At 72.4% G+C, this 24,069-nt stretch carries 24 protein-coding genes and 3 tRNA genes; 15 read left to right on the forward strand and 12 right to left on the reverse strand.

What is annotated here, in order from left to right:
• Positions 1-142: 142 nt before the first annotated feature.
• Positions 143-1,357 carry a formaldehyde dehydrogenase, glutathione-independent gene (fdhA, locus tag K4S16_RS02365; protein WP_149257136.1) on the reverse strand — a complete coding sequence of 405 codons (1,215 nt, stop codon included), beginning with the start codon at positions 1,355-1,357 and terminating at the stop codon, positions 143-145.
• Positions 1,358-1,668: 311 nt separating this feature from the next.
• On the opposite strand from fdhA, the gene K4S16_RS02370 reads away from it, so the two are divergent.
• The 4 genes from K4S16_RS02370 to K4S16_RS02385 all read left to right on the forward strand — a co-directional run bounded on the left by K4S16_RS02370 (position 1,669) and on the right by K4S16_RS02385 (position 4,483).
• Positions 1,669-2,484 (forward strand): SAM-dependent methyltransferase, encoded by an 816-nt coding sequence (locus tag K4S16_RS02370; RefSeq protein ID WP_149257137.1) that lies wholly within the window; start codon positions 1,669-1,671, stop codon positions 2,482-2,484.
• Between the two features lie 259 nt (positions 2,485-2,743).
• Entirely contained in the window at positions 2,744-3,241 is a 498-nt protein-coding gene (locus K4S16_RS44880) for a hypothetical protein (RefSeq protein ID WP_200841650.1), read from the forward strand.
• A gap of 138 nt (positions 3,242-3,379) precedes the next feature.
• Entirely contained in the window at positions 3,380-3,589 is a 210-nt protein-coding gene (locus tag K4S16_RS02380; protein WP_235036514.1) for a DUF5999 family protein, read from the forward strand.
• Between the two features lie 576 nt (positions 3,590-4,165).
• Positions 4,166-4,483, forward strand: coding sequence for a hypothetical protein (locus tag K4S16_RS02385; protein WP_149257139.1), 318 nt, complete (start codon positions 4,166-4,168; stop codon positions 4,481-4,483).
• A gap of 70 nt (positions 4,484-4,553) precedes the next feature.
• Here K4S16_RS02385 and K4S16_RS02390 read toward each other — a convergent pair whose 3' ends face one another.
• Together K4S16_RS02390 and K4S16_RS02395 are read right to left on the reverse strand one after the other, a co-directional pair.
• On the reverse strand, positions 4,554-5,024 hold the full coding sequence (locus tag K4S16_RS02390) for an SRPBCC family protein (protein ID WP_149257140.1): 471 nt from the start codon (positions 5,022-5,024) through the stop codon (positions 4,554-4,556).
• A 21-nt stretch (positions 5,025-5,045) separates the two neighbouring features.
• On the reverse strand, positions 5,046-5,843 hold the full coding sequence (locus tag K4S16_RS02395; RefSeq protein WP_149257141.1) for an SAM-dependent methyltransferase: 798 nt from the start codon (positions 5,841-5,843) through the stop codon (positions 5,046-5,048).
• A 185-nt stretch (positions 5,844-6,028) separates the two neighbouring features.
• On the opposite strand from K4S16_RS02395, the gene K4S16_RS46880 reads away from it, so the two are divergent.
• Positions 6,029-6,352: an MFS transporter gene (locus K4S16_RS46880; RefSeq protein ID WP_200841651.1), complete on the forward strand. Its 324-nt coding sequence runs from the start codon at positions 6,029-6,031 to the stop codon at positions 6,350-6,352.
• An 11-nt stretch (positions 6,353-6,363) separates the two neighbouring features.
• Complete coding sequence (locus tag K4S16_RS02410; protein WP_149257142.1) at positions 6,364-7,197, forward strand: SDR family NAD(P)-dependent oxidoreductase; 834 nt, start codon at positions 6,364-6,366, stop codon at positions 7,195-7,197.
• Positions 7,198-7,435: 238 nt separating this feature from the next.
• On the opposite strand, the gene K4S16_RS02415 is transcribed toward K4S16_RS02410, so the two are convergent.
• Positions 7,436-8,605 (reverse strand): acyl-CoA dehydrogenase family protein, encoded by a 1,170-nt coding sequence (locus K4S16_RS02415; RefSeq protein WP_149257143.1) that lies wholly within the window; start codon positions 8,603-8,605, stop codon positions 7,436-7,438.
• A gap of 104 nt (positions 8,606-8,709) precedes the next feature.
• Positions 8,710-9,594 (reverse strand): LysR substrate-binding domain-containing protein, encoded by an 885-nt coding sequence (locus tag K4S16_RS02420; RefSeq protein ID WP_149257144.1) that lies wholly within the window; start codon positions 9,592-9,594, stop codon positions 8,710-8,712.
• Between the two features lie 74 nt (positions 9,595-9,668).
• On the opposite strand from K4S16_RS02420, the gene kdgD reads away from it, so the two are divergent.
• Together kdgD and K4S16_RS02430 are read left to right on the forward strand one after the other, a co-directional pair.
• Positions 9,669-10,583, forward strand: a complete 915-nt coding sequence (gene kdgD / locus K4S16_RS02425; protein WP_149257145.1) for a 5-dehydro-4-deoxyglucarate dehydratase — start codon at positions 9,669-9,671, stop codon at positions 10,581-10,583.
• A 1-nt stretch (position 10,584) separates the two neighbouring features.
• Positions 10,585-11,736, forward strand: coding sequence for a mandelate racemase/muconate lactonizing enzyme family protein (locus K4S16_RS02430; protein WP_149257146.1), 1,152 nt, complete (start codon positions 10,585-10,587; stop codon positions 11,734-11,736).
• 27 nt (positions 11,737-11,763) lie between these two features.
• On the opposite strand, the gene K4S16_RS02435 is transcribed toward K4S16_RS02430, so the two are convergent.
• From K4S16_RS02435 to K4S16_RS02450, 5 genes are all read right to left on the reverse strand, one after another.
• Positions 11,764-11,834, reverse strand: a tRNA-Gln gene (locus tag K4S16_RS02435).
• A gap of 89 nt (positions 11,835-11,923) precedes the next feature.
• Positions 11,924-11,995: transfer RNA gene (locus K4S16_RS02440), tRNA-Gly, on the reverse strand.
• 33 nt (positions 11,996-12,028) lie between these two features.
• A tRNA-Ala gene (locus K4S16_RS02445) sits at positions 12,029-12,100 on the reverse strand.
• Positions 12,101-12,428: 328 nt separating this feature from the next.
• Positions 12,429-12,563, reverse strand: coding sequence for an LPFR motif small protein (locus tag K4S16_RS46365; protein ID WP_268843208.1), 135 nt, complete (start codon positions 12,561-12,563; stop codon positions 12,429-12,431).
• A 53-nt stretch (positions 12,564-12,616) separates the two neighbouring features.
• The gene (locus K4S16_RS02450; RefSeq protein ID WP_149257147.1) at positions 12,617-13,399 is read right to left on the reverse strand and encodes a putative protein N(5)-glutamine methyltransferase; all 783 of its coding nucleotides are present in this window, start codon (positions 13,397-13,399) and stop codon (positions 12,617-12,619) included.
• A gap of 101 nt (positions 13,400-13,500) precedes the next feature.
• On the opposite strand from K4S16_RS02450, the gene K4S16_RS02455 reads away from it, so the two are divergent.
• From K4S16_RS02455 to K4S16_RS02465, 3 genes are all read left to right on the forward strand, one after another.
• On the forward strand, positions 13,501-14,319 hold the full coding sequence (locus K4S16_RS02455; RefSeq protein ID WP_149257148.1) for a pentapeptide repeat-containing protein: 819 nt from the start codon (positions 13,501-13,503) through the stop codon (positions 14,317-14,319).
• Between the two features lie 77 nt (positions 14,320-14,396).
• Positions 14,397-14,966, forward strand: coding sequence for a hypothetical protein (locus K4S16_RS02460; RefSeq protein ID WP_149257149.1), 570 nt, complete (start codon positions 14,397-14,399; stop codon positions 14,964-14,966).
• Positions 14,957-16,066 (forward strand): PrsW family intramembrane metalloprotease, encoded by a 1,110-nt coding sequence (locus tag K4S16_RS02465; RefSeq protein WP_149257150.1) that lies wholly within the window; start codon positions 14,957-14,959, stop codon positions 16,064-16,066. The genes K4S16_RS02460 and K4S16_RS02465 overlap by 10 nt, the downstream gene beginning before the upstream one ends.
• Here the strand turns inward: K4S16_RS02465 and K4S16_RS02470 are convergent.
• Positions 16,032-17,426 (reverse strand): MFS transporter, encoded by a 1,395-nt coding sequence (locus K4S16_RS02470; RefSeq protein WP_200841652.1) that lies wholly within the window; start codon positions 17,424-17,426, stop codon positions 16,032-16,034. The two genes, K4S16_RS02465 and K4S16_RS02470, sit on opposite strands and share 35 nt — an antisense overlap.
• 97 nt (positions 17,427-17,523) lie before the next feature.
• Between K4S16_RS02470 and K4S16_RS02475 the strand changes: the two genes are divergently transcribed.
• Positions 17,524-18,402, forward strand: a complete 879-nt coding sequence (locus tag K4S16_RS02475; RefSeq protein WP_149257151.1) for a LysR family transcriptional regulator — start codon at positions 17,524-17,526, stop codon at positions 18,400-18,402.
• A 132-nt stretch (positions 18,403-18,534) separates the two neighbouring features.
• The gene (locus tag K4S16_RS02480; protein WP_235036515.1) at positions 18,535-20,127 is read left to right on the forward strand and encodes a ubiquinol-cytochrome c reductase cytochrome b subunit; all 1,593 of its coding nucleotides are present in this window, start codon (positions 18,535-18,537) and stop codon (positions 20,125-20,127) included.
• Positions 20,128-20,149: 22 nt separating this feature from the next.
• Here K4S16_RS02480 and ctaD read toward each other — a convergent pair whose 3' ends face one another.
• The gene (gene ctaD / locus K4S16_RS02485; protein WP_149257153.1) at positions 20,150-21,826 is read right to left on the reverse strand and encodes a cytochrome c oxidase subunit I; all 1,677 of its coding nucleotides are present in this window, start codon (positions 21,824-21,826) and stop codon (positions 20,150-20,152) included.
• A 236-nt stretch (positions 21,827-22,062) separates the two neighbouring features.
• Here ctaD and K4S16_RS02490 point away from each other — a divergent pair, with 236 nt between their 5' ends.
• On the forward strand, positions 22,063-22,710 hold the full coding sequence (locus K4S16_RS02490) for a hypothetical protein (protein WP_149257154.1): 648 nt from the start codon (positions 22,063-22,065) through the stop codon (positions 22,708-22,710).
• Positions 22,711-22,790: 80 nt separating this feature from the next.
• Positions 22,791-23,978: a zinc-dependent alcohol dehydrogenase gene (locus K4S16_RS02495; protein ID WP_149257155.1), complete on the forward strand. Its 1,188-nt coding sequence runs from the start codon at positions 22,791-22,793 to the stop codon at positions 23,976-23,978.
• The last annotated feature ends 91 nt before the right edge of the window (positions 23,979-24,069 follow it).

Consider the following 24,069-nt stretch of genomic DNA (forward strand, 5'->3'; position numbering starts at 1 on the left):
CCGACCCGTCCGGCCGCACGCCGCACCGCTCCCCTGCGGAAAACCGCACCCCTGCCGCGCCGGGAAGGCGAAGGCGGTGATCCGCCCTGACGACGGATCACCGCCTTCGCCCGTTCAGGCGTGCGCTAGACCGAGGGCGGGCTCAGGCCGCGGCCCCCAGCGTGCCGTGCGGGTCGAGGACGTACTTGCGCGCCGCGCCCCGGTCGAACTCGGCGTAGCCCTGCGGAGCCTCGTCGAGCGGGATGACCGACGCGTTGACGTTCCGGGCGACCTGGACCCGGTCGTGCAGGATCGCCATCATCAGCTGCCGGTTGTACTTCATCACCGGGCACTGGCCCGTGACGAAGTACTGCGACTTGGCCCAGCCGAGGCCGATCCGCAGCCCGAGCCGGCCCTCCTTCGCGTTCTCGTCCGACGCGCCCGGGTCACCGGTGACGTACAGGCCGGGGATGCCGAGCCCGGCGGCGGTGCGGGTGACGTCCATGAGCGTGTTGAGGACGGTCGCCGGCTGCTCCGTGCCCGCCCCCTCGTGCCCCTGGCCGCGCGCCTCGAACCCGACGCAGTCGACGGCGGCGTCCACCTCGGGAACGCCGAGGATCTGCTCGATCTGCGCGCCCACGTCGCCGTGCTCCGACAGGTCGATGGTCTCGCAGCCGAAGCCGCGGGCCTGCGCCAGCCGCTGCTCGTTCATGTCGCCGACGATCACGACGGCGGCGCCGAGCAGCAGGCAGGCGGTCGCGGACGCGAGGCCGACCGGTCCCGCGCCCGCCACGTACACGGTCGAACCGGTCGTGACGCCGGCGCTGTAGGCGCCGTGGTACCCGGTCGGGAAGATGTCCGACAGCATCGCCAGGTCGGGCAGCTTCTCCATCACGGTGTCGCGGTCGCCCGGGAACTTGAGCAGGTTGAAGTCGGCGTACGGGACGACGGCGTACTCGGCCTGGCCGCCGTGCCAGCCGCCCATGTCGACGTACCCGTAGGCGGCGCCCGGCCGTTCCCGGTTGACGTTCTCGCACACGCCGGTGTTGCGCTCCTTGCAGTTGCGGCAGCGGCCGCACGCGATGTTGAACGGGACGCTGACGAGGTCGCCCTCCTTGATGAACTCGACGTCCCTGCCTGTCTCGATCACCTCACCGGTGATCTCGTGGCCGAGCGTGAGCCCGGCCGGCGCGGTCGTCCGGCCGCGCACCATGTGCTGGTCGGAACCGCAGATGTTGGTGGCCAGCACCTTCAGGATGACGCCGTGCTCCAGCTTGCGCCCGCCCTGTTCGGCCAGTTCGAGCTTGGGGAAGTCCAGGTCCTCGACCGTGACCTCGCCCGGCCCCTGGTACACGACGCCTCGGTTGGTGTCCGCCATGTCCTCTCCTTCCGGGTAGAGAGTCGGCTCGCAGGCGCCCGGAGCGGCGGCCCGTGCTCGTCGCCCCCGTCCTCGGACGTCACGGGTGTCCACGATGGGTACGACCGGGATGTACCCGATTTGTAGCCGTTAGTCCGATTTTCCAGGGAGGGTCCGCGAGAATCCGCGGACCGCGGGACAGCGAGGACGCCGCGGCGGAACGGCCGGCGGGCAGCGCGGATCGGCTGACGGGCAGGGCGGATCGGCCTAAGCTAGTCGATCACGTCACCGCCCCGCGGGCACCCGGGTGCACAACAGAAGGAGCCGCACACGTGGCCGACGACCTCCCAGAGAACGCGCCTGCGGGCATCGACCCCACCACGCCCACGTTCGCGCGCGTGTACGACTACTTCCTCGGCGGCAAGGACAACTTCGCCGCCGACCGCGAGGTGGCCGACATGGTGATGCAGCTCGTGCCGGAGGCCCCCGTCGTGGCGCAGGGCAACCGGGTCGCCATCGAGCGGGCGGTCACCTACATGGCCCGCGATCTCGGGATCGACCAGTTCGTCGACATCGGCTCGGGGCTCCCCACGGCCTCGAACGTCCACCAGTTCGCCCGGGCGGCCAACCCGGACGCGCGGGTGGTGTACGTCGACAACGACCCGATCGTGCTGGCGCACGGGCGGGCGCTGCTGACCGAGACCGGCGTCGCCACGTTCATCCAGGGCGACCTGTACGAGCCGCGGAAGATCTTCACCGACCCCGCGCTGACGGCGCTGCTCGACCTGTCGCGTCCGGTGGGGGTCGTGCTGGCGGCGATCATCCATCATGTGCCGGACGAGCGCGACCCGGCGGGCGTCGTCCGGGCGCTCCACGAGTTCCTGGCGCCGGGCAGCCACGTCGTGCTCACCCACCTGCACGACGCGGGGGACGACCCGCGCGTCGAGGAGGCCAAGCGCGTCCTGCAGTCGGGGCTCGGCGGGTCCTACTTCCGGCACTCCTCCGAGATCGAGCGGTTCATGGAGGGCCTCACGATCCTGGAGCCGGGAGTGGCCCACGTGACCGAGTGGCGGCCCGCCGGGCCCACCGGACCTCTGGAGCACCCGCTGCACACCCAGATGGTCGCCGTGCTGGGGCGGAAGGACTGATCGACCGATTCAGCGGAGAGTGAAACCGGGTCCGCCGCCGGCCGCGCGCGGAGGAGGCTCGGAGGCCCGGTTCCCGCAGGCCGTGCGGTTACGGACGGCCCCGCCGCCGGTTTCGGACTCCGGTCCGGTCATGATCACAGTAAAGGATCTTTTAGATCGACTTTTCCGTTGTTGAGCCTTTCTTGTAGCGTTCGCAGCGTTTTGTGAAGTGCATTCATGATCGGACTTCCCCGCCACAAGATCATTTGAGGACGCCGCGATGCCCCTGGCGACAGGCCTGGCCGCGGCCGCGCTCCTGGGCCTGCTGACGCTGCTGGCCACCGCGCGGCGCGGCCGCAGCCGAGACCGTTCGGACGACCAGCACCCCGAGTCGCTGACGGCCGTCCTCGACCCGGGGGACGAGGAGTACCTCGCGTGGCTGGCCGACCACCACTGGCCGGCCGACGAGTACCTTGACCTGGAGCACGAGTGGCGGGTCGAGCTGGAGTTCGGCGAGCCGGCGGGGCACTACGAGTCGCCGCTGTGCCCCCGGTGCGACCTGCGGCGCGAGGACGTCTGGCCATGCCCCGCCTGCGGCAGGCTCCTGCACTCGTCCTGCGGCCACGGGATGCGGCGCCGCGCCGTCGAGCGCCCCTACCGGACGCACGGCACCAACTCCGAGGCCGTCATCGCCGAGTGGATCTGCACGGGCTGCACGGCCGTCGTCGGCCTGGACGTGGACCACGGCGACGAACCGGATGGTGGCATCTTGCGGTGAATCGCCCCTGATTGCCCGAGCTTGGGGGCGTTCACACGTGTTCGAGGGTAAAAAATCCGTCATCCACTTGCATATTTCGGACGCCGCGCGGCAGGCTGCTTTATGTCCCTTAATCACGTGGGACACCTGGAGGAGCCAGTGACCGCCGAACACCACACCGTCTGCACGCACGAGCCGCCCTGTCCGCAGCCGGACGACCTCGACCGCGAGGCCGCGCGCATCATCGCCGCCCACCCCGAGCAGGGCTGGAACCTGCTCTGCAACGGCGTCGTCGTCTTCGACGACACCGGCGAGCTGCTTCCCGACGGCCGCGTCATCGACCCGCACCGCCCCATCACGGCCGCCTAGCCGCGCGGCCCGACCCGGCACGGCCGTCCGACGGCAGTGCCGGTCCTCTCCGACGCCGGGTGAGCTCCTCCTCCGCCGCCCAGGCCGCCCCGGGCCCGCACATCGGGCCACTGGCCGTCCGACCCCGCACAGGACCGCCGCCCGCCGCAGGCCCGCCCCACCGGCCCGATGAACCGGCGCTCGTCCCCCACCGCGCCGCTACGGCGCCCACCGGGACGCCGGTGCCGTTATCTCCGTCGCAGCCCATGCCGAGGCCACTTTTCCGCGCCCGCGTGAGCCGACCACCACCGGATTCCATCCCTCACACCAAAGCCTGGCAGCGTGCGCCGCAAGCCCGCGTGTCGCGGCTCCGCTGCGCGCGGATCGCGTCAGCCTTGGAGAGGTGATCGACCGGGCGGGGTGAACCCAGGTGATCCTCGCCGGCTCGCGCGCGCCCGCGGGAGACTCCACGGCCTCTTCGTCTCCGGCGGGTTCGCATGTCGGGCTCCCATCCGGCGGGCGATCCCGGTAGCGTTCAACTGTTTTGCTACTTACGCAACAATCGTGCGGAACTCGACCGCGAAAGGACGGTGTGGTGTGGTCACAGTCCTGGTCCTCGCGTCCCTGGTCGCCCTGTTCGGCCTTTTCCTGCCGAACCTCCTCCACCCCATGCCGCCGCGATGCGCCGCGGAGCCGCGGCGGTTCGCTCCCGAGACGCCGTCTCCCGTCGCGGTCCCTCCCCCGGCCGCCGAGCCCCCGGGGCACCCGGAGTCCATGACCGCCGAGCTGGACCCGGACGACGAGGAGTACCTCGCCTTCGTGGCCGACGAGCTCTGGCCCGACGACGAGTACCTGGAGCTGGAGCACACCACCGACGGCGAAGAGGAGTCCGGCGGCAGCAGCATGCTCATGTGACGGGCCGGGCATCGGTGGACCGTTCCGCTGCGGACGGCGGCGCACAGGCCGAGGCGGCCCACGAGACCGGTCACGTGGCGGGGAGCGGAGCTCCGGTCTCCAGGAGGGTCTTGAGGCCGGACAGGACGAGCGGCCAGCCCTGCCGCGACATGCCGAGCAGGACCTCCCCGCCCTCGTGGACCACGGTCAGCTTCACCGTCTCCCCGGCGGGTTCGAGTTCGAAGGCCACCGTGGAGCGGGGTTCCCGGAGCAGCATGGCCCGGGTCTCCTCGTCCACGCCGGCGGACCGCGCCCACTCCGGCGTGAAGGTGTGCCAGGTGTAGGAGAGGCGCCGGCCCGGCTCGGCTTCGAGGACGACCTGCTCGGGGCCGGACATCGTCGCGCCCTCGTCGTGCCAGGTGATGGCGGACCCGGGCTTCCAGTCGGTCTCGAAGGCGACGCCCCAGTAGCGGCGGGTGAACGCGGGGTCGGTGAGCGCCTCCCAGAGCCGCTCTGGAGTGGTCTTGACGTAGGTGGTGTAGACGAACTCGTTTCCGCTCATCGGGGCCTGCTCCGGGGATTCCTAGGGCTTGCGGCCCACGGCGCCGTAGGCGTCCACGGCCTCCGGCTCGGTCGTCGTGTCGGGGCGCCAGTGCGTCACCGGGACGACGCCCGGCTCCACCAGTTCCAGCCCGTCGAAGAAGTGCGCGATCTCCTCGGGGGTCCGAAGCCGGAGGTGCGCGTTGCCCGAGGCGTTCCAGACGTCCACGATGCGGTCGGACGCCTCGCCGTGCACGACGTTCGTCCCGTCGTACATGGCGAAGTAGCTGCCGGAGGGCACCGCCTCCATGAGCCTGCGGACGATCCCGTACGCCTGGTCGTTGTCCGGGACGAACTCCAGGATGCCCATCAGCGTGAACGCGACCGGCTTCGCGAGGTCGAGCGTCTCAGCGGCGCCCTCCAGAATCGCGTCGGGCTCGCGCACGTCCGCGTGGATGTAGGCGGTCCTCCCCTCGGGCGTGCTGGTGAGCAGGCCCTTCGCGTGCTCCAGGACCAGGGGGTCGTTGTCGACGTAGACGATCCTCGCCTCGGGCGCGGCGCGCTGCGCGACCTCATGGGTGTTGTCCACCGTCGGCAGCCCCGTGCCGATGTCGACGAACTGGCGGATCCCGGCCTCGGCGGCCAGGTGCCACACCACCCGGTTCAGGAACAGCCGGGAGGCGCGCGCCAGCCGGGCGACGTCCGGCAGCATCCCGAGGATCTGGTCCCCGACCTCGCGGTCCACCCGGTAGTTGTCCTTGCCGCCCAGCCAGTAGTTCCAGATGCGCGCCACGTGCGGGACGCTCGTGTCGATGCCGGGCACGGGCCTCTGTTCGGTCATGAGCCACCCCCTCGGCCGACCTCTTCCCGCTACGGGCGAAGGTCAGTCATCGCCACCGGCGCCGCCGGCCGCCACTTGAGGAGCTGGCGGGCCATGACCATGCGCTGGATCTGGTTGGTGCCCTCGTAGATCTGGGTGATCTTGGCAGCACCCCCCGCTACCCCGACGGAGCACGCATCTCATCCATGCACACGTCACGCCGGAGGGCGGTCGTCTTCGCGATCCCGTCCACCCTCGCCCTGCTGGTCACGAGCTTTCCCAGCCCCGTCGAGCGCACCCGGGCGATCGCGATCTACAGCGCGGTCATCGGTGCGGGCGCCAGCGTGGGCGTCATCGTCGGCGGCCTGCTCATCGAGTACCTCTCCTGGCGTTGGGGGGCTGCTGCTCAACACCCGTCCCTGCTGTGGCCTGTCGGACGAGGTACCTCTCGAATCCGGTGCAGTCATTCGACTGATGCTCGGCGCCTTGCGAGGCCCGAACACTTGATCCACCACCCGCCCACGAGCTGAGGAGCCTCACCATGACCAAGCTGACCGTCGGCCAGGAGAACGGCCGCACAGTTTTCATCACCGGAAGCTCAACCGGGATGGGCCGTGAACTTGTTCATCAGCTCGCAGCTCGAGGCTGGAATGTCGCGGCGACGATGCGAGACCCAGGCAAGGCCGACCGTGCGTTCGCCGCGCTGGACGCGGTACAAGTTATTCGTGCGGACGTGACCGACGACGAGTCGGTTCGAACTGCGGTCGAAGAAGCAAACGACAGGTTCGGGCCGATCGACGCGTTGATCAACAACGCCGGATATGCAGAGACCGGGACGCTGGAAGAGGTCAGCCTTGAACGCTGGCGGGCCCAGTACGAAACCAACGTGTTCGGGGTCGTCCGGGTCATCGACGCAGTCCTCCCGCAGATGCGCGAGCGACGAGAAGGGCACATCCTCAACACCTCGTCGATGGGAGGCCACGTGAGCCTCCCCACGATGACGGCCTACACCAGCTCGAAGTTCGCACTGGAAGGGCTCTCAGAGGGACTTAGCAAGGAACTTGAGCCCATTGGGATCGACGTCACCATTATTGAGCCTGTCGGATTCACCACGCCGTTCTTCGACAATCTGTCGACCAATCCTCAACTTGCCGACTATGACGGGGCCCGCCGGGCAATGGCGGACTTCTCAGCGGGCGCGCGCCGTGGCGACCTGGTCAAGTCGATGTCCGCTGTGGCCGATGTCGTCGGCACAGACAACCCTCCGCTGCGCCTCGCAGTAGGCAGCTACGGACTCGAGCTCGTTCGCAACAAGCTCGATGAACTAATCCAGAACTACAACGAGTGGGAACATGTCACGCTGGCAACTGGGTGAAGTTCTCTCGACACGGCGACGGCCACGCGCATCACGGTTGAGCCGACGTCGTCGAGGGTGACCAGGCGGCCCCCTTCGCCCACTTCCGGCCGCTCGCACCGGCGAGCCGAAGCCGAGGGGGCGGGCCGCACGGCCCGCCCCGACGGCCGTCCCGCGCACCGCTTCAAGGCCGCGCCGCTTCGAGGACGCGTTGCTTCGGGACCGCGTTGCTTCGGGACCGCGCTGCTTCGGGAGCGCGCTACTTGAGGAGCTGGCGGGCCATGACCATGCGCTGGATCTGGTTGGTGCCCTCGTAGATCTGGGTGATCTTGGCGTCGCGCATCATCCGCTCGACCGGGAACTCGCGCGTGTACCCGTACCCGCCCAGCAACTGCACCGCGTCGGTGGTCACGTCCATCGCCACGTCCGAGGCCAGCGCCTTGCACGCCGACGACACGAACGTCAGGTCCGGAACGCTCTCCCCCGCCATCGCCCGCTCGGACTTGATCGCCGCGTGGTAGGTCAGCTGCCGCGCCCCCTCCAGCCGCATCGCCATGTCGGCCAGCATGAACTGCACACCCTGGAAGTCGGCGATCGCCTTGCCGAACTGCCGGCGCTGCTTGACATACCCCACCGCGAAGTCCAGCGCCCCCTGCGCGATCCCCAGCGCCTGCGCCGCGATCGTGATCCGGGTGTGGTCCAACGTCGCCAGCGCCGTCTTGAACCCCGTCCCCTCCGCACCGATCATCCGGTCCGCCGGGACCCGCACGTCCTCCAGGATCACCTGCCGGGTCGGGGACCCCTTGATCCCCAGCTTGCGCTCCTTGGGCCCGAACGACACCCCCGCGTCGGCCTCGGCGTCCACCACGAACGCCGAGATCCCCCGCGCCCCCGCACCCGGATCGGTCACCGCCATCACCGTGTAGAACCGCGACACCCCCGCATTGGTGATCCACATCTTGGTCCCGTTCAGCACCCACCCCTCGCCCTCGCGCACCGCACGCGTCTTCATCCCCGCCGCGTCCGACCCCGCATCGGCCTCCGACAACGCATACGAGAACATCGCCTCGCCCCGCGCCACCGGCCCCAGGAACCGCTCCTTCAGCTCCGCCGACCCCGCCAGCAGCACCGGCACCGTCCCCAGCTTGTTCACCGCCGGGATCAACGACGAGGACGCGCACACCCGCGCCACCTCCTCGATCACCACCACCGTCGCCAGCGCATCGGCCCCCGCACCCCCGTACGATTCGGGCACGTGCACCGCATGCAGATCGTTGGCCACCAGCGCGTCCAACGCCTCCTGCGGGAACCGCGACTCCTCGTCCACCTCCGCCGCGAAAGGAGCGATCTTGGCCTCGGCCAGCTCACGCACCGTACGCCGCAGCAGCTCATGCTCCTCCGACGGCGCGTACGCGGGAAAGTCGCTCATCGTTCCTCCAGGGTGCGGGCGGTGCGGGCCGATACTTTGACGGCCAATATTTGGACGCCAAATTAAGCGAGCGGGCGGGCGCCGTCAAGGCGGGGCACCGGTGGTCAGGGCGGTCCCAGGTGGCGCAGCAGCCGGACGAGCGCCGGGTTGTCGTTGCCGCGCCGCCAGGCCAGGCTCAGCTCGACGGGAGCCGGATCGGGCAGGTCGACCGCCCGGAACGTCAGGCCCGCGTAGCGCAGCCGCGCCGCCGCCGCGGGCACGAGGGCGAGGCCCCAGCCGCAGTTGACCAGCGCGAGGACGCTGTGCACCTGGCTGAGGTACTGCGCGTACACGGGCGAGACGCGGGCCTGCCGGAACAGGCTGATCAGCAGTTCGTGGAAGTAGCGCGCCTCGACGGGCGAGTACATGATGAACCGCCGCCCGTCGAAGTCGGCGAGGGAGAGCGGGCCGTCCCCCTCCGCGAGGGGATGGCCGCTCGGGACCGCCGCGAGCAGCGCCTCGCGGTCGGCGCGGCGCTCCTCCAGGTCGGGGTCGCTCACCGGGGGCCGGACCAGCCCGAGGTCGAGACCGCCCTCGGCGAGGGCGCGCACCTGGTCGCGGGTCACCATCTCCCGCAGCACGATCTCGACGTCCGGCAGGGCCGTCCGCGCGGCCTCCAGGACCCGGCCGAGCGTGGCGTAGGCGCTCGCGGCCGTGAAGCCCAGTGTGACCGTCCCGGCCTCCCCCGCCGACACCTGCCGGACGGACGTCGCGGCCTGGTCGGCCTGCTGGAGCAGCCTGCGGGCCTCGACGAGGAACGCGCGCCCGGCCGGGGTGAGGCGCACCGACCGGTTCGTCCGGTCGAACAGCCGCACCTTCAGCTCGTTCTCCAGCAGCTGGATCTGGCGGCTGAGCGGCGGCTGCGTCATGCGCAGCCGCGCGGCCGCGCGGCCGAAGTGCAGTTCCTCGGCGACGGCCACGAAGTTCGCGAGCTGGGTGAGCGTGAACATCGATTCATTCCGGGTATCAGTGGATGCGTTTTCTGTGTTGGACCTGGATCGATCGGCCATCCTAGCCTCGGGGCATGATGCAGAGCGCGCCCGACGAGACCGCCCGGAGGCTCGGGTCCGGGCTCCTGTCGTTCCCCGTCACCCACTTCCGCGACGACCTGTCCTTCGACGAGGACGCCTACCGGGAGAACATCGCCCGCCTCGGCGAGTACGACGTGGCCGGGCTGTTCGCCGCGGGCGGGACGGGCGAGTTCTTCTCGCTGACGCCGGACGAGGTGGGCTGGGTGGTGCGCGCGGCGGTCGCGGAGGCGCCGGACGGCGTCCCGGTGATCGCGCCCGCGGGATACGGGACGGCGGCGGCCGTGCGGATGGCCGAGGACGCCGAGCGCGCGGGCGCCGACGGGGTGCTGCTGTTCCCGCCCTACCTGACCGAGGCGCCGCAGGAGGGCCTGGCCGCGCACGTCCGGGCCGTGTGCGCGGCGACCGGCCTCGGCGTGACGGTCTACAGCCGCGCCAACGCCGTCTACCAGGACGCGACGGTCGCCGGGCTGGCCGACGCGTGCCCGAACCTCGTCGGGTTCAAGGACGGGGTCGGCGACCTGGAGCTGATGACGCGGATCCGGTCCCGGCTCGGCGACCGCCTCGTCTACATCGGCGGGCTGCCGACCGCCGAGACGTTCGCGCTCCCCTACCGGGAGATGGGCGTGACGACGTACTCGTCGGCGATCTTCAACTTCGCCCCGGAGTTCGCGCTCGCCTTCCACGCCGCCGTCCGGGCCGGAGACCGGGACGCGGTCCAGCGGCGGCTGGCGGAGTTCGTCCTGCCGTACTGCGACATCCGGAACCGCCGCAAGGGCTACGCGGTGAGCATCGTCAAGGCGGGCATGCGGGTCGCCGGGCACCCCGCGGGCCCCGTCCGCCCGCCCCTGACGGACCTGACCGAGGACGAGACCGCCCGGCTCGCGGAGCTCGTGAAGCGGGTGGGCTGAGATGGCGGGCGCCGCTGCGGAGGCGGTCCTCGACCGGATCGCCTGGATCGAGCTGTCGTCGGTCACGCTGCCGCTCGCCGCACCGGTCAGCGACGCCAAGGTGCTCACCGGGCGGCAGCGGCCGATGACCGAGGTGGTGCTCCTGTTCGCCGAGATCGGCACCGAGGGCGGCCACGAGGGCATCGGCTTCGGGTACGCCAAGCGCGCCGGCGGCCCCGGCCAGTTCGCGCACGCCGCCGAGATCGCCCCCGCCGTCATCGGCGAGGACCCGAGCGACATCGGCAGGATCGCGGCGATGCTGGAGTGGGCGGGCGCCTCGGCCGGGCGCGGCGGCCTCGCCGCGCAGGCGATCGCCGCCGTCGACATCGCGCTGTGGGACCTCAAGGCCAGGCGCGCGGGCCTGCCGCTCGCCAAGCTCCTCGGCGCGCACCGCGACTCCGTCCGCTGCTACGACACCACGGGCGGGTTCCTGAGCACGCCGCTGGAGGAGGTCCTCGCCAACGCGGCCGCGGCCGCCCGGGCCGGGATCGGCGGCGTCAAGATCAAGATCGGGCATCCCGACCCCGCCGAGGACCTGCGCCGCGTCGCCGCGGTCCGGGAGCGGCTCGGCGACGGGTTCCCGCTGATGGTGGACGCCAACCAGCAATGGGACCGGCCCACCGCGCGCCGGATGGGCCGCGCGCTCGAGGAGTTCGGCCTCACCTGGATCGAGGAGCCGCTGGACGCCCACGACGCCGAGGGGCACGCCGCGCTGGTCCGCGCGCTCGACACCCCCGTCGCCACCGGGGAGATGCTCACCAGCGTCGCCGAGCACCGCGAGATCGTCGACCGGGGCGCCGCGGACGTCCTCCAGCCGGACGCCCCGCGCATCGGCGGCATCACGAACTTCCTCAAGGTCGCCGCGCTCGCGGAGGACCGGCGCCTCCTGCTCGCCCCGCACTTCGCGATGGAGATCCACCTGCACCTGGCCGCCGCGTACCCGTCCGAGCCGTGGGTGGAGCACTTCGACTGGCTCGGCCCGCTGTTCGAGGAGAAGCCCGCGATCGAGGGCGGGCGGATGCACGTCCCGGCCCGTCCCGGCCTCGGCATCACGCTCAGCGAGCGGGCCCGCGCCTGGACGACGCGGCGGACCCTCGTGGGCGCCCGTCCCTGACACGCGCCCCGCTCACCGCCGGACGAGCTGCTGGAGCAGGACTCGAACCTGCATGACGTGATCCAGAGTCACGCATCCTGCCATTGGACGATCCAGCACGGGTGCCCGCCGGCGGGCGGTGGCGTCCGCCGGCCGCGGGCACGGGAAGGACCGGCCGGGGGTCGTTACTCCCGCCGGTCCAGTCCAGAGCCGCACCCGGGGATCGAACCCGGTTCTGCTGGGTGGAAGCCAGCCGCCTCACCATTTAGGCCTGTGCGACGTGCGGAGCCGAATGATTCCGCTTTGAGGACCGTGGATCGGGCCGGACTCGAACCGGCATCCCCCCGCTTGCAAGGCGGGTGCTCTCCCATTGAGCTACTGACCCGTGTAGAACTTCGATAGGCGATGAATAACGACCTGCGACGAGGAACGAGAAAGGCCGCCGGGATTTCTCCCTGGCGGCCTCCGGCGGAGCCTGACGGCTCTATCCAGAGGCGTTCCGGGCGAAGGCGAGACCTCGGCCGGCCCCGGCCCCGAAGGGCTGCGGCGCCTGCTGCGCGACGGTCGCGACCATGGTCACCGCTCCTTCCCGTTCACTTCCGTCGAGTTCGATACCCCTATGGTGCGGGACGCCGGGCAGGCGTGCAACGCATTTTCCACGCGCTCGCCCCGGGCCATTCCTGAGGAGCGGCCCGGGGCGAAGCGGATATGCGTCACACCGCCCCGCGGCGGGTGCGGGCGCGGCCGCGACCGGGGGTCAGCAACCGCCCAAGAACGCGGAACGGCAGGGTCACGACGCTGACGATCGTCCCGACAATGGCGCTGATCGCTGCGCTGATGCGGCGCATCTGTCTTCACTCCTTCGGTTCGTCCTGACGAACCGATACCCCGCTGAGGAGTTTTACACCGGCTTTGCTCCGACGATGACGGTGGCATGGAAATCGCCGGACTCCGCGACCGTCGCCGCGAGGCCGCCGCGCCGCACGGCCTCGACGGCGCCGGCGACCTGCCGCTCGCTCGTCTCGAACAGCAGATGCCCGCCGGGGGCCAGCCACCGCGACGCCTCGGCGGTGACGCGGCGCAGGACGTCGAGGCCGTCCGCGCCGCCGTCGAGCGACGAGCGCGGCTCGTGGTCGCGCGCCTCCGCCGGCAGGAGCGCGACGTCCCCGGTCGGGACGTAGGGGACGTTCGCGAGGAGCACGTCGACCCGGCCGCGCAGCGCGTCCGGGACGGGATCGAAGAGGTCGCCCTCGTAGGCCTCGCCGCCGTACGGGGCGATGTTGCCGCGGGCGCAGCGCACCGCCGCGGGTTCGATGTCGGCGGCGTGCAGGGCGCACTCGTCGAGGCCGGAGGCGAGCGCGGCCCCGAGGGCGCCGGACCCGCAGCACAGGTCGAGGATCACGGGCCGGGGCGGCGCGAGGGCGTGGGCCCGGCGGACGAGGAACTCGGTGCGGCGGCGGGGCACGAAGACCCCGGGCCCGACGGCGATCCGCAGCCCGCAGAACATCGCCCAGCCGAGGACGTGTTCGAGCGGCTCGCCGGCCGCGCGCCGTTCCACCATCGCGCTGGTCTCGCCGGGGGTGCGGGCGGTGGAGAGGATGAGGCGGGCCTCGTCCTCGGCGAAAACGCAGCCTGCGGCGCGGAGCCGGGAGACGATGCCGGGTTCGGTGAGGGGTGCTGTCATAGGAGTCCGCAACTTTATCCCGGCCGCGCCGCTCCCACGCGTTCGCCGCATGGCCTGCCCGGCGCGACAATGGAGCGTCGTCCAGAAGCCGGGGGTCAGGGGTGTCGGACAGAGCGGACCTGAGGGCCGACTGCGCCAGCTGTTTCGGGCTGTGCTGCGTGGCGCTGCCGTTCGCCAGGTCGGCCGACTTCGCGATGGACAAGGACGCGGGCGAGCCCTGCCGCAACCTCCTGGCCGACTTCCGCTGCGGCATCCACGCGGACCTGCGGCGGCGCGGCTTCCCGGGCTGCACGGTCTTCGACTGCTTCGGCGCCGGCCAGAAGGTGTCGCAGCTGACCTTCTCCGGCCGCGACTGGCGCGGCGATCCGGACGTCGCGCGCCGCATGTTCGCCGTGTTCCCCGTCATGCGGCAGCTCCACGAGCTGCTCCGGTACCTCGACGAGGCCGCGGCGCTGCCGTCCTCCGGGCCGATCCGCGACGACCTGCGGCGGGCCTTCGAGGAGATCGACCGCCTCACCCGGGGCGGGCCCGGCGAGCTGGCCGAGGTGGACGTCCGGGCGGTCCGGGAGAGCGCGGGCGGCCTGCTGTCGCGGGCCAGCGTGCTCGCGCGGGCCGGTCTGTCCGGACGCGGGAAGGACCGGCGGGGCGCGGACCTCCTGGGCGCGAAGCTGAAGGGCGCCGACCTGCGCGGGGCCGACCTGCGCGGCGCGTACCTGATCGCAGCCGACCTGCGGGGCGCCGACCTTCGGGCGGCCGACCTGATCGGGGCGGACCTGCGGGACGCCGACCTGCGGGGGGCGGACCTCACCGGGTGCCTCTTCCTGACCCAGGCGCAGCTCGATTCGGCGCGGGGCGACGCGGCGACCCGCCTGCCGGAGTCGCTCGCGCGGCCCGCGCACTGGCCGGCGCCCGCGGCCTGATCTTGTTTAGCCGCCCGGTCTGGGGGCATTTTCGCCCGTCAAAGGGCATTTTTCCGCAGCGCACGTCGGGGGGTCGCGTGGTGCGGGTCACATGGTGGGGCACGGGCGCCGCGGCGTTCGTGCTGCTGGTCCTCGGGGCCGGGCTTCCCCTGCTCGACCGGGTCCTCGGACTCCGCGGGCAGCCGCTGGCGCCCGGCACGGTCGTGTCGGTCGGGACGGAGCGCGGCGGCGTCCGCCCGGTGACGTTCTCGGTCACCTCGTCCGGCTGGGCCCTGAACCGGGGCGACACGTCCCTCTCCAACGGCGCCGAACTGTTCAGCGGCGACGTGGTCTTCGACCTCAACGTGGTGGTCCCGCTGGGATCGGCCGACGCGCGGGCCCTGTGGGGCGGCCTCGGCCGGATCGTCGCCGCGGGCGGGCACGCGCGCCTCGGGACCGGGCCCGTCCCGGTCACCACCGCGCAGGGCGTGACGGGGCTGACGGGACGGCTCGCCGGGCGCGAGCGCGTCGGCACGGCGACCGTCCTCGCCAAGGGGACGCTCGGCGCGTCGGTCACGGCCACCGGCCCGCCGCACGCCTTCCGGAAGGCGGTGCCGCAGGTCGAGGCGATGGTGCGGACGATCAGGATCGCGGCGCCATGGGGCTGACCCGCGGGGACCTCGCGCACCGTCCCGCGTTCTGGCTGTGGGCGGCGGCGTGCCTGCTCGGCGCCTGGATCGCGCTCCGCGGGATCGGCGCGCACGCCGCGGCCTTCCCCGCGGGCGCGATCACCGGGCTCGTCCTGCTCGCGCCGGCGCTGGCCGCGGGCGTGTGGCTGCTGCGGCGGCTGCACCCGGTCCGCTCGCCGCCGCTCGGCTACGCGCTGGTCGCGGTGGCGTGGGGCGGGCTGGCCGCGTTCGGGACGGCGCTGCCCGCCAACGCCGCGTTCCAGGCGATCGTCGGGAAGACGGCGGGGCCGGGCTTCAACGCGGCGTGGGGCGCGTCGATCGCCGCGCCGGTCGACGAGGAGATCCTGAAGCTGCTCGGCGTCGCGGTCGTGGCGCTGATGGCGCCGGCGGCGGTCCGCGGGCCGCTCGACGGGTGGGGCTACGGCGCGCTGGCCGGGCTGGGCTTCCAGTTCGCGGAGAACTTCCTGTACGTCCTCAACACGATCGTGCTGACCGGCGCCACCCACGACGCGAACGCGGCGTTCTTCTCCTTCGGGAGCCGGGTGGTCGGCGGGGCGTGGTGGAGCCACTGGGCCATGACCGCGGTGGGCGGCGCGGGCCTCGGCTGCCTGATCGGGCGGTTCTCCAAGGCGCACGTGGCCGCCGCGGTGGGCGCGTTCGTCCTCGCCATGGCGCTGCACTCCTGGTGGGACGCCCCCGTCCTGTCCGGGCTGATGCTGATGCCGGTGAAGGGCGCGCCGATCCTGCTGGCCGCGGTCGTCGCCTACCGGCTGGCCAGGCGCCGCTACCTCTCGCACTTCCGGCGGACGGTGCACGCGGAGACCGCGGGCGGCGTCCTCGTGCCGGGCGAGGGCCACGTGCTCGCGTTCCGCAAGTGGCGCAGGAAGGAGCAGTGGGGCGTGCCGGTCGGCGAGGCGCGGCGGCTGCTCGCACGGCTCCGGGCCGCCGAGCTCGCCCTCATCGAGGACGGCCTCGGCGGCCTGGAGCGGGACCCGCTGGCCGCCGAGCGGCTGCGCACCGACATCCGCGCCCTGCGCGACGACCTCAAGGCGTCCGGCGCGAACGTGCGCGTGGTGTGAGGGCCAGGACGGCCGCGCACACGACCGCGCAGACGGCGGCGGCGGTGAACAGCGCGTAGGCCGGGTCGCCGGCGCCTCCCCCGGAGCCGACCGGCGCGAACGCGCCCATGATCGCGACGCCGAGGGTGGCGCCGAGCTGCCGGACGGCGTTCAGCAGGCCGCCCGCCGCGCCGGCCGTGCCCTCGGGGGCGGCCGCGACGACCATGGTCGCGAGGGCCGGCAGGGCGAACGACACGCCGAATCCGGTGCACAGCAGCCCGGCGACGAGCGGCGGATAGGAGGCGCCGCCGAGCAGCACGGCCCCGAACAGCACTCCCCCGGCGGTCAGCAGGCCGAGCCCGGCGAGGACGGGGCGGCGCGGCCCGGTCCGCGCGACGATCCGCCCGGTGAGCAGCGGGTTGAACGCGAACGGCAGCGTCATCGGCAGGAACGCCAGGCCGGTCTGGAACGGCGTCAGGGACAGGGTCCGCTGGAACACCAGCGGCAGCACGAACAGCACGCCGGTCATGACGAAGTTGACCGCGGCGCCGGCGGCCAGCGCGGCGGGCATCCCGGGCGCCCGCACCACCGCCGGGACCAGGACCGGCGCCGCGCTCCCGCGCTCGCGGACCGCGAACGCCGCGCCGGCCGCGAGCGCTCCGGCCGCCGAGGCGGCCGCGTGGACGCCCCCGCCGCTCCCCAGCGCGATGAGGGCGTCGGTCAGCAGTCCCAGCGCCGCGCACGCGAGGAGCTGCGCCGCCGGGTCGAGGCCGCGGGACCCGCGCGGGCAGCGCACGGCCCGTCCCGCCGCGAGCGCGAGGACGGCGGCGGCGAGCGGGACGTTGATCAGGAAGATCGCGCGCCAGCCGGCGAGGCCGACCAGCGCGCCGCCCGCGACGGGTCCGGCCGCGAGCGCGGCGCCGCTGGTCGCCGCCCAGGTCGCGACGGCGCGGGCGCGCTCGGCGGGCGCGGGGTAGAGGCGGGCGATCATCGCCATGGACGCGGGCACGCAGGCCGCGGCGGCGGCGCCGAGGACCGCCCGCAGCGCGACGAGCGTCCACAGGTCCGGCGCGGCGGCGCACAGCAGCGATCCGGCGCCGAACGCCGCGATCCCCGCGCGGAAGACGCGGTGGGCGCCGTACCGGTCGGCGACGGCGCCGGCCGACAGCAGGAGCGCGCCGAACACGACGGTGTAGCCGGTGACGGCCCATTGCAGGCCGGCGACCGTGCCGTGCAGGGATCGGGCCAGGTCGGGTTCGGCCACCGACAGGACGGTCGTGTCGAGCAGCACCATGAAGTAGCCGAGCGAGATGCCCAGCAGGGCGGGGCCTCGCCGCATTGGGGTCGTGCCGTCCGGTGCGGGTGAGAGAACCGAGTTCATGGCGCCCCAGTCTGGGAATCCGGGCCGCCAGGCTCCACCGGCTGCGCCGCACGCCGCGTTCGGAATATCCGAACGCGCGGCCCGGGTTGGCACCGGCATGGAACTGCGCCAGCTGCGGACGTTCGAGGCCGTCGTCGCCCACCGGACCGTCACCGACGCCGCGAACGCGCTCGGCCTCGCGCCGTCGTCGGTGTCGGAGCAGATCCGCGCGCTGGAGGCGTCGCTGGGCGTGCCGCTGTTCCACCGCGGCCCGAAGGGCATGCGGCCGACCGAGCAGGGCGAGCGGCTGCGCGGCTGGGCGCGGCGCCTGCTCCGGCAGGCCGAGGAGGCCCGCCGCGACGTGGCCGGGGAGCGGCCGGTGCTGCGGCTCGGCGCGCTGGAGTCGATCGCCGCCGCGTACGTGCCCCGCGTCCTGGCCAGGCTGGCCGAGCGGCGGCCGGGCCTGCGGGTCGACGTCCGGTCGGACGCGGCCCGCGACCAGCTCCTCGACGCGGTCGCCGCCGGGGACCTGGAGGCGGCGCTGCTGCTGGACGCCGGCGACGACGTGGGCGGGCTCGGTTTCACGCCGCCGCCCGCACCGCTGGACTTCCTCGACCTGGAGCCGGTGCCGCTCGCGCTCGTCGCCGCGCCGGACCACGTGCTCGCCGGGGCGCGGCGCCTTGCCGCGGGCGATCTGCGCGGTGAGAGGCTGCTGGTCAACGTGCCGGCGTGCTCGTTCTGGATGGCCGGCGAGCGGCTCCTCGGCGACGCCGTCGAACGCGTCCGGGCGGGGAGCGTGACCGTGATGGCGTCCTGGGCGGAGCAGGGCCTCGGCATCGCCCTGCTCCCGGAGTTCGCCGTCCGCGACCGGCTCGCGGCCGGGACCCTCGCCCGGCTCGCGTTCGACGTTCCCGACCTGGGTCTTCGCCTTGTCTGGCGGGCTGACCGGGAGACCGTACCCGGTATGCGAGAGGTCCTCTACGCGGCCAGCGCCTGAGGGCCCCGGGGCCGCCGCGGCGCAGCGTTTGCCCCAACCCGCCCCGGGTAGCCGCCCCAGGGACACGACGGCCGGGCCGGGGAGAGCTCTATGGCGGTACAAAACGGGAGAGAAAGCGCCAAATCAGAGCGGGTGCAGAAACTCTTCTGGGGCGTCAACGACCGGCTCGGCTCCACCGAGTTCCTGGACAAGAACATCCGGAAGGCCTTCCCCAAGCACTGGTCGTTCCTGCTCGGCGAGATCGCGCTCTACTCGTTCGTCATCCTCGTGTTGACCGGCGTCTACCTGACGCTGTTCTTCAAGCCGAGCGGCACGGACATCGTCTACGACGGCTCCTACGCCCCGCTCAGGGGCGTCAAGGTGAGCGAGGCCTACGCCTCCACCCTGCACCTGTCGTTCGACGTGCGCGGCGGGCTGCTGATGCGGCAGATCCACCACTGGGCGGCCAACGTCTTCGTCGCGGCCATCGTCGTCCACCTCATGCGGATCTTCTTCACCGGCGCGTTCCGCAAGCCGCGGGAGATCAACTGGGTGATCGGCACGACGCTGTTCGCGCTGGCGATGGCGGAGGGGTTCGCCGGCTACTCGCTGCCGGACGATCTGCTGTCGGGCACCGGCCTGCGGATCTTCCAGGGCATCGTGCTCTCCATCCCCGTCATCGGGACGTACGCGGCCCTGTGGATCTTCGGGGGGCAGTTCCCCTCCGCCGAGGAGTTCATCCCGCGGCTGTTCACCGTGCACATCCTGCTGATCCCGGGCATCCTCATCGCCCTCGTCACCGCGCACCTGATGATCCTGTGGCACCAGACGCACACCATCTTCCCGGGCCGCGGCCGGCGGGAGCGGGCGGTGACCGGGGAGCCGACCTTCCCGCACTTCGCCGCGCAGAGCACGGCCTACTTCCTCTTCACCTTCGGCGTCCTGGCCCTGCTGGCGGCGTTCTTCCAGATCAACCCGGTCTGGCTGTACGGCCCGTACGAGCCCGACCAGGTCGGGTTCGGCTCCCAGCCCGACTGGTACGTCGGGTTCCTCGAAGGCTCGCTGCGCACCATGCCGCGCCTGTCCACGAACCTCTTCGGGCACACCATCGCCTGGAACGTGCTGCTCCCCGCCGTCGTCCTGCCCGGGCTGTTCTTCACGCTCATCGGCCTCTACCCGTTCGTGGAGCGCTGGGCCACGGGCGACGAACGCCTGCACCACCTGCTGGACCGGCCGCGCAACGCCGCGACCAGGACCGCGATCGGCGCCGCCGCCGTCGCCTGGTACGGCAACATGCTGGCGGCCGGCGGCAACGACGTCATCTCCGCGACCTTCAAGATCCCGCTGTTCTGGACGACCTGGTTCTTCCGCGCCGGGTTCTTCGTCTTCCCGCTCGCGGCCTTCGCCATCGCCCGGCGGGTGTGCCTGAGCCTGCAGCGCCGCGACCTGCGCACGCGGGAGGAGGGCGTGGAGAGCGGCCTCATCTCGCTGACGCCGGACGGGGGGTTCCGGGAGCGGCACGAGCAGCCGTCCGAGGACGCCGAGGCGGTGATGGAGGCCCGGCAGCCCGGCGAGCTCGTCGCGCCGTACCCGCACCACCTGATCCCGCTGCCGACGCCCGACCGCGCCCGCACGCAGGTCCGGACCCGCGTCAACCGCTTCTACCTCAACTACCAGGCCGAGTCGCACGGCGGCGGCCAGGGCGACCTGCGCGACGGCTCCGCGGAGGACGGCCGGGGCGAGTGACCGGCGCCGGCCGGCCGGACGGTCACGGCGGGGGCAGCGCCGGCTCCGCCTCCTGCGGCGGCTCCTTCGGCGGGTAGTGCAGGTCGAACGCGGGGCGCGACGACCGGATGCGCGGCATCGACGTGAAGTTGTGGCGCGGGGGCGGGCAGGACGTCGCCCACTCCAGGGAGCCGCCCGCGCCCCAAGGGTCGTCGGTCTGGACGCGCTCGGCGTGCCGCCAGGACCACAGCACGTTCCACAGGAACGCGAACGTCGAGGCCCCCAGGATGAACGAGCCGATCGACGAGACGAGGTTCAGGGTCGCGAACTGGTCGGGATAGTCGGCGTAGCGGCGCGGCATGCCCTCGGCGCCCAGCCAGTGCTGGACGAGGAAGGTGGTGTGGAAGCCGACGAAGAGCGTCCAGAAGTGGATCTTCCCCCAGGTCTCGTTCAGCATCCGGCCGGTCATCTTCGGCCACCAGAAGTAGAACCCGCCGAACATCGCGAACACCACGGTGCCGAACAGGACGTAGTGCAGGTGGGCGACGACGAAGAAGGAGTCGGTGAGGTGGAAGTCCATGGGGGGCGAGGCCAGGATGACCCCGGTCAGGCCGCCGAACAGGAACGTCACCAGGAACCCCAGCGCGAACAGCATCGGGGTCTCGAAGGTCAACTGCCCCTTCCACAGCGTCCCCACCCAGTTGAAGAACTTCAGGCCGGTCGGCACGGCGATCATGAAGGAGGTGATCGAGAAGAAGGGCAGCAGCACGCCGCCGGTGGCGAACATGTGGTGCGCCCAGACCGTCATCGACAGCCCGGTGATCGCGATGGTGGCGGCGACCATGCCGAGGTAGCCGAACAGCGGCTTGCGGCTGAACACCGGGAGGATCTCGGTGATGATCCCGAAGAACGGCAGCGCCGCGATGTAGACCTCCGGATGGCCGAAGAACCAGAACAGGTGCTGCCAGAGCAGCGCGCCGCCGTTGGAGGGGTCGTAGATGTGGGCGCCGATCCTGCGGTCGGCCTCCAGCGCGAACAGCGCCGCGGCCAGCACCGGGAAGGCGATGAGCACCATCAGGCTGGTCAGCAGCACGTTCCAGGTGAAGATCGGCAGCCGGAACATCACCATGCCCGGGGCGCGCATCGCGATGATCGTGGTGATCATGTTCACCGAGGTCAGGATCGTCCCGAACCCCGACAGGATCAGTCCCATGGTCCACATGTCGCCGCCCTGGCCGGGCGAGTACGTCTGGGTGGACAGGGGCGTGTAGGCGAACCAGCCGAACCCGGGAGCGCCGCCCGGCATGACGAACGAGGCCAGCACCATGAGCGCGCCGAACAGGAACAGGTAGTAGGTGAGCGCGTTCATCCGCGGGAAGGCCACGTCCGGCGCCCCGATCTGCAGCGGGACGAGCACGTTGGCGAACCCGGCGAACAGCGGGGTGGCGAACAGCAGCATCATGATCGTGCCGTGGATGGTGAACATCTCGTTGTAGGTGTGGTTGCTCACCACCTGCTTGCCCGGCTCCAGCAGCTCGGCCCGCATCACCATGGCCATCAGGCCGGCGGCCAGGAACATCGCGAACGACGTCCCGAGGTAGAGGTAGCCGACCATCTTGTGGTCGGTCGTCGCCAGCACATGGCTGATCCTGGTCCCCTTGCGGTGCCGTGCGAGCGCGTCGGCGACGCTGGTGTCCTGCCGCCCTTGGACGGTCGTCATCCCGGCCTGCCCTCCCTCGTCCTAACCCCATCCGGCCACTTGCCTCGCAGTCCTGTTTCAAACGCCGCGCGGACCGGGCCCCGACCAGCCCCCGGCGCCCGCCCACCAGGCCGGACACCCGGTCCGGGGGCTCCTCGGCGCCGGCCGCGGGCGCGGCGCCCCCGGACCGTGCGAGGGATGAAGCCGGGAACTCGGGGAAGTGCGCTCGGAAAGCACATGCGAAGGAGCTCCCCCCGATGCGGAAGGACCGGACGCCCCCGCGGGCCCGCGAGCCCGCGGAGCCCATGCGGACGCAGGACTTCGACAGCCGGGCCGGTGTCGCGGCCGCGCGGGACGAGGCCGCCCGCGCCCTCGACCGGCTGGACGGCGCGCGCAGGAGGGCGGCGCGGGCGCGCCGCGAGACCGGCGCGAGCTGGCCGCCGCCCGCGGAGGAGCAGCGGCTCGCGGAGGCGGCGCGCGCTCTGGCCGAGGCCGCGCGCGAGCTCGCCCGGCTCGTCCGCGACTCCGGCCGCCGGCCCGCCCGCGCCGGCCCCGGGGACCGCGTCCCCGCCCAGGCCCGGACGAGGCGCCCCGCCGACGACGAGCCGCTCGTCACGCTCGACCTGGCGCACCACGTCGGGCCCGGCTGGCGGCTGCACCAGTTCACGACCGCCGACCGGGACGCCCACCGCTGGCATCTGCGGCACCACGGGCACGCCGCCGGGACCGTGACGCACGTCCTGAACCTGCGCGGCCGCCGGACGGGCTGGGAGGCCTACGACGCGCGCGGGTTCCGGCTGCGCCCGGAACCCGGGCCGGAGGCGTACCCGCCCGGCGTGCCCTACCTGTGGGCGACCAGGAGGGCGGCGGTGCGCGCCGCGGCACGGGCCCACCGCTGCCCCTGAGGGCCGCGCCCCGGACGTTTCGCCCCGGTCGCGCGGGTAGGGCCGCCTGGGACGGAGCCCCGTCCCACCGGAGGAGCACGATGAAGGCTGTCACCTGGCACGGCAAGCGCGACGTCCGCGTCGACGACGTCCCCGACCCCCAGATCAAGGAGCCGAACGACGCGGTCATCAGGGTCACCTCGACCGGCGTGTGCGGGTCGGACCTGCACCTGTACGAGGTGCTCGGGCCGTTCATGAACGAGGGCGACGTGCTCGGCCACGAGCCGATCGGCGTCGTCGAGGAGACCGGCCCGGACGTCACCCACGTCAAGCCCGGCGACCGTGTGGTCATCCCGTTCAACATCTCGTGCGGGCACTGCCACATGTGCGGCCTGGAGCTGTACGCCCAGTGCGAGACGACGCAGGTCCGCGAGCAGGGCATGGGCGCGGCGCTGTTCGGCTACACCCGCCTGTACGGGCAGGTGCCGGGCGGGCAGGCCGAGTACCTGCGGGTGCCGCAGGCCCAGTTCGGGCCGATCAAGGTGCCGGACGGCCCGCCGGACGAGCGGTTCCTCTACCTCTCGGACGTCCTGCCCACCTCCTGGCAGGCCGTCGCCTGGGCCGAGATCCCCGAAGGCGGTTCGGTCACCGTGCTCGGGCTCGGCCCGATCGGGCAGATGTCGGCCCGGATCGCCCGCCATCTCGGCCACCGGGTGATCGGGGTCGACCTCGTGCCGGAGCGGCTGGAGATGGCGCGCCGGCACGGCGTCGAGGTGATCGACGCCTCCGACGCCGACGACGTCGCGGACGCGGTCCGGCAGCTCACCGGGGGGCGCGGCACCGACTCGGTGATCGACGCGGTGGGGATGGAGGCGCACGGCTCCCCCGGCGCCAAGCTCGCGCAGACCCTCACCGGGCTCATGCCGGGCAACTCCGCCGCGCCGCTGATGTCCCGCGTCGGCGTGGACCGGCTCGCCGCGCTCACCACCGCCATCGACACCGTGCGGCGGGGCGGGACGATCTCCCTCAGCGGGGTGTACGGCGGCATGACCGACCCGCTGCCGATGCTGCAGATGTTCGACAAGGGCATCACCGTCCGGATGGGCCAGGCGCACGTCAAGCGCTGGATCGACGAGCTGATGCCGCTCGTGGCCGACGACGCCGACCCGCTCGGCGTGATGGACCTCGCGACGCACCGCTGGCCGCTGGAGAAGGCGCCCGAGGCGTACGAGATGTTCCAGAAGAAGCGGGACGGCGCCATCAAGGTGCTGCTGCAGCCGGGCACGTGACACCGGCCGGTCGGTGATCGCGGACCGGGGGGCCGGCCCTAGGCTTTCGGCACGTCCCCGGGCGTGCCGATGACCGGGGGTCTGGAGGTGG

It is taken from the genome of Actinomadura sp. K4S16 (assembly GCF_008327685.1).
Classification (GTDB): Bacteria; Actinomycetota; Actinomycetes; order Streptosporangiales; family Streptosporangiaceae; genus Spirillospora.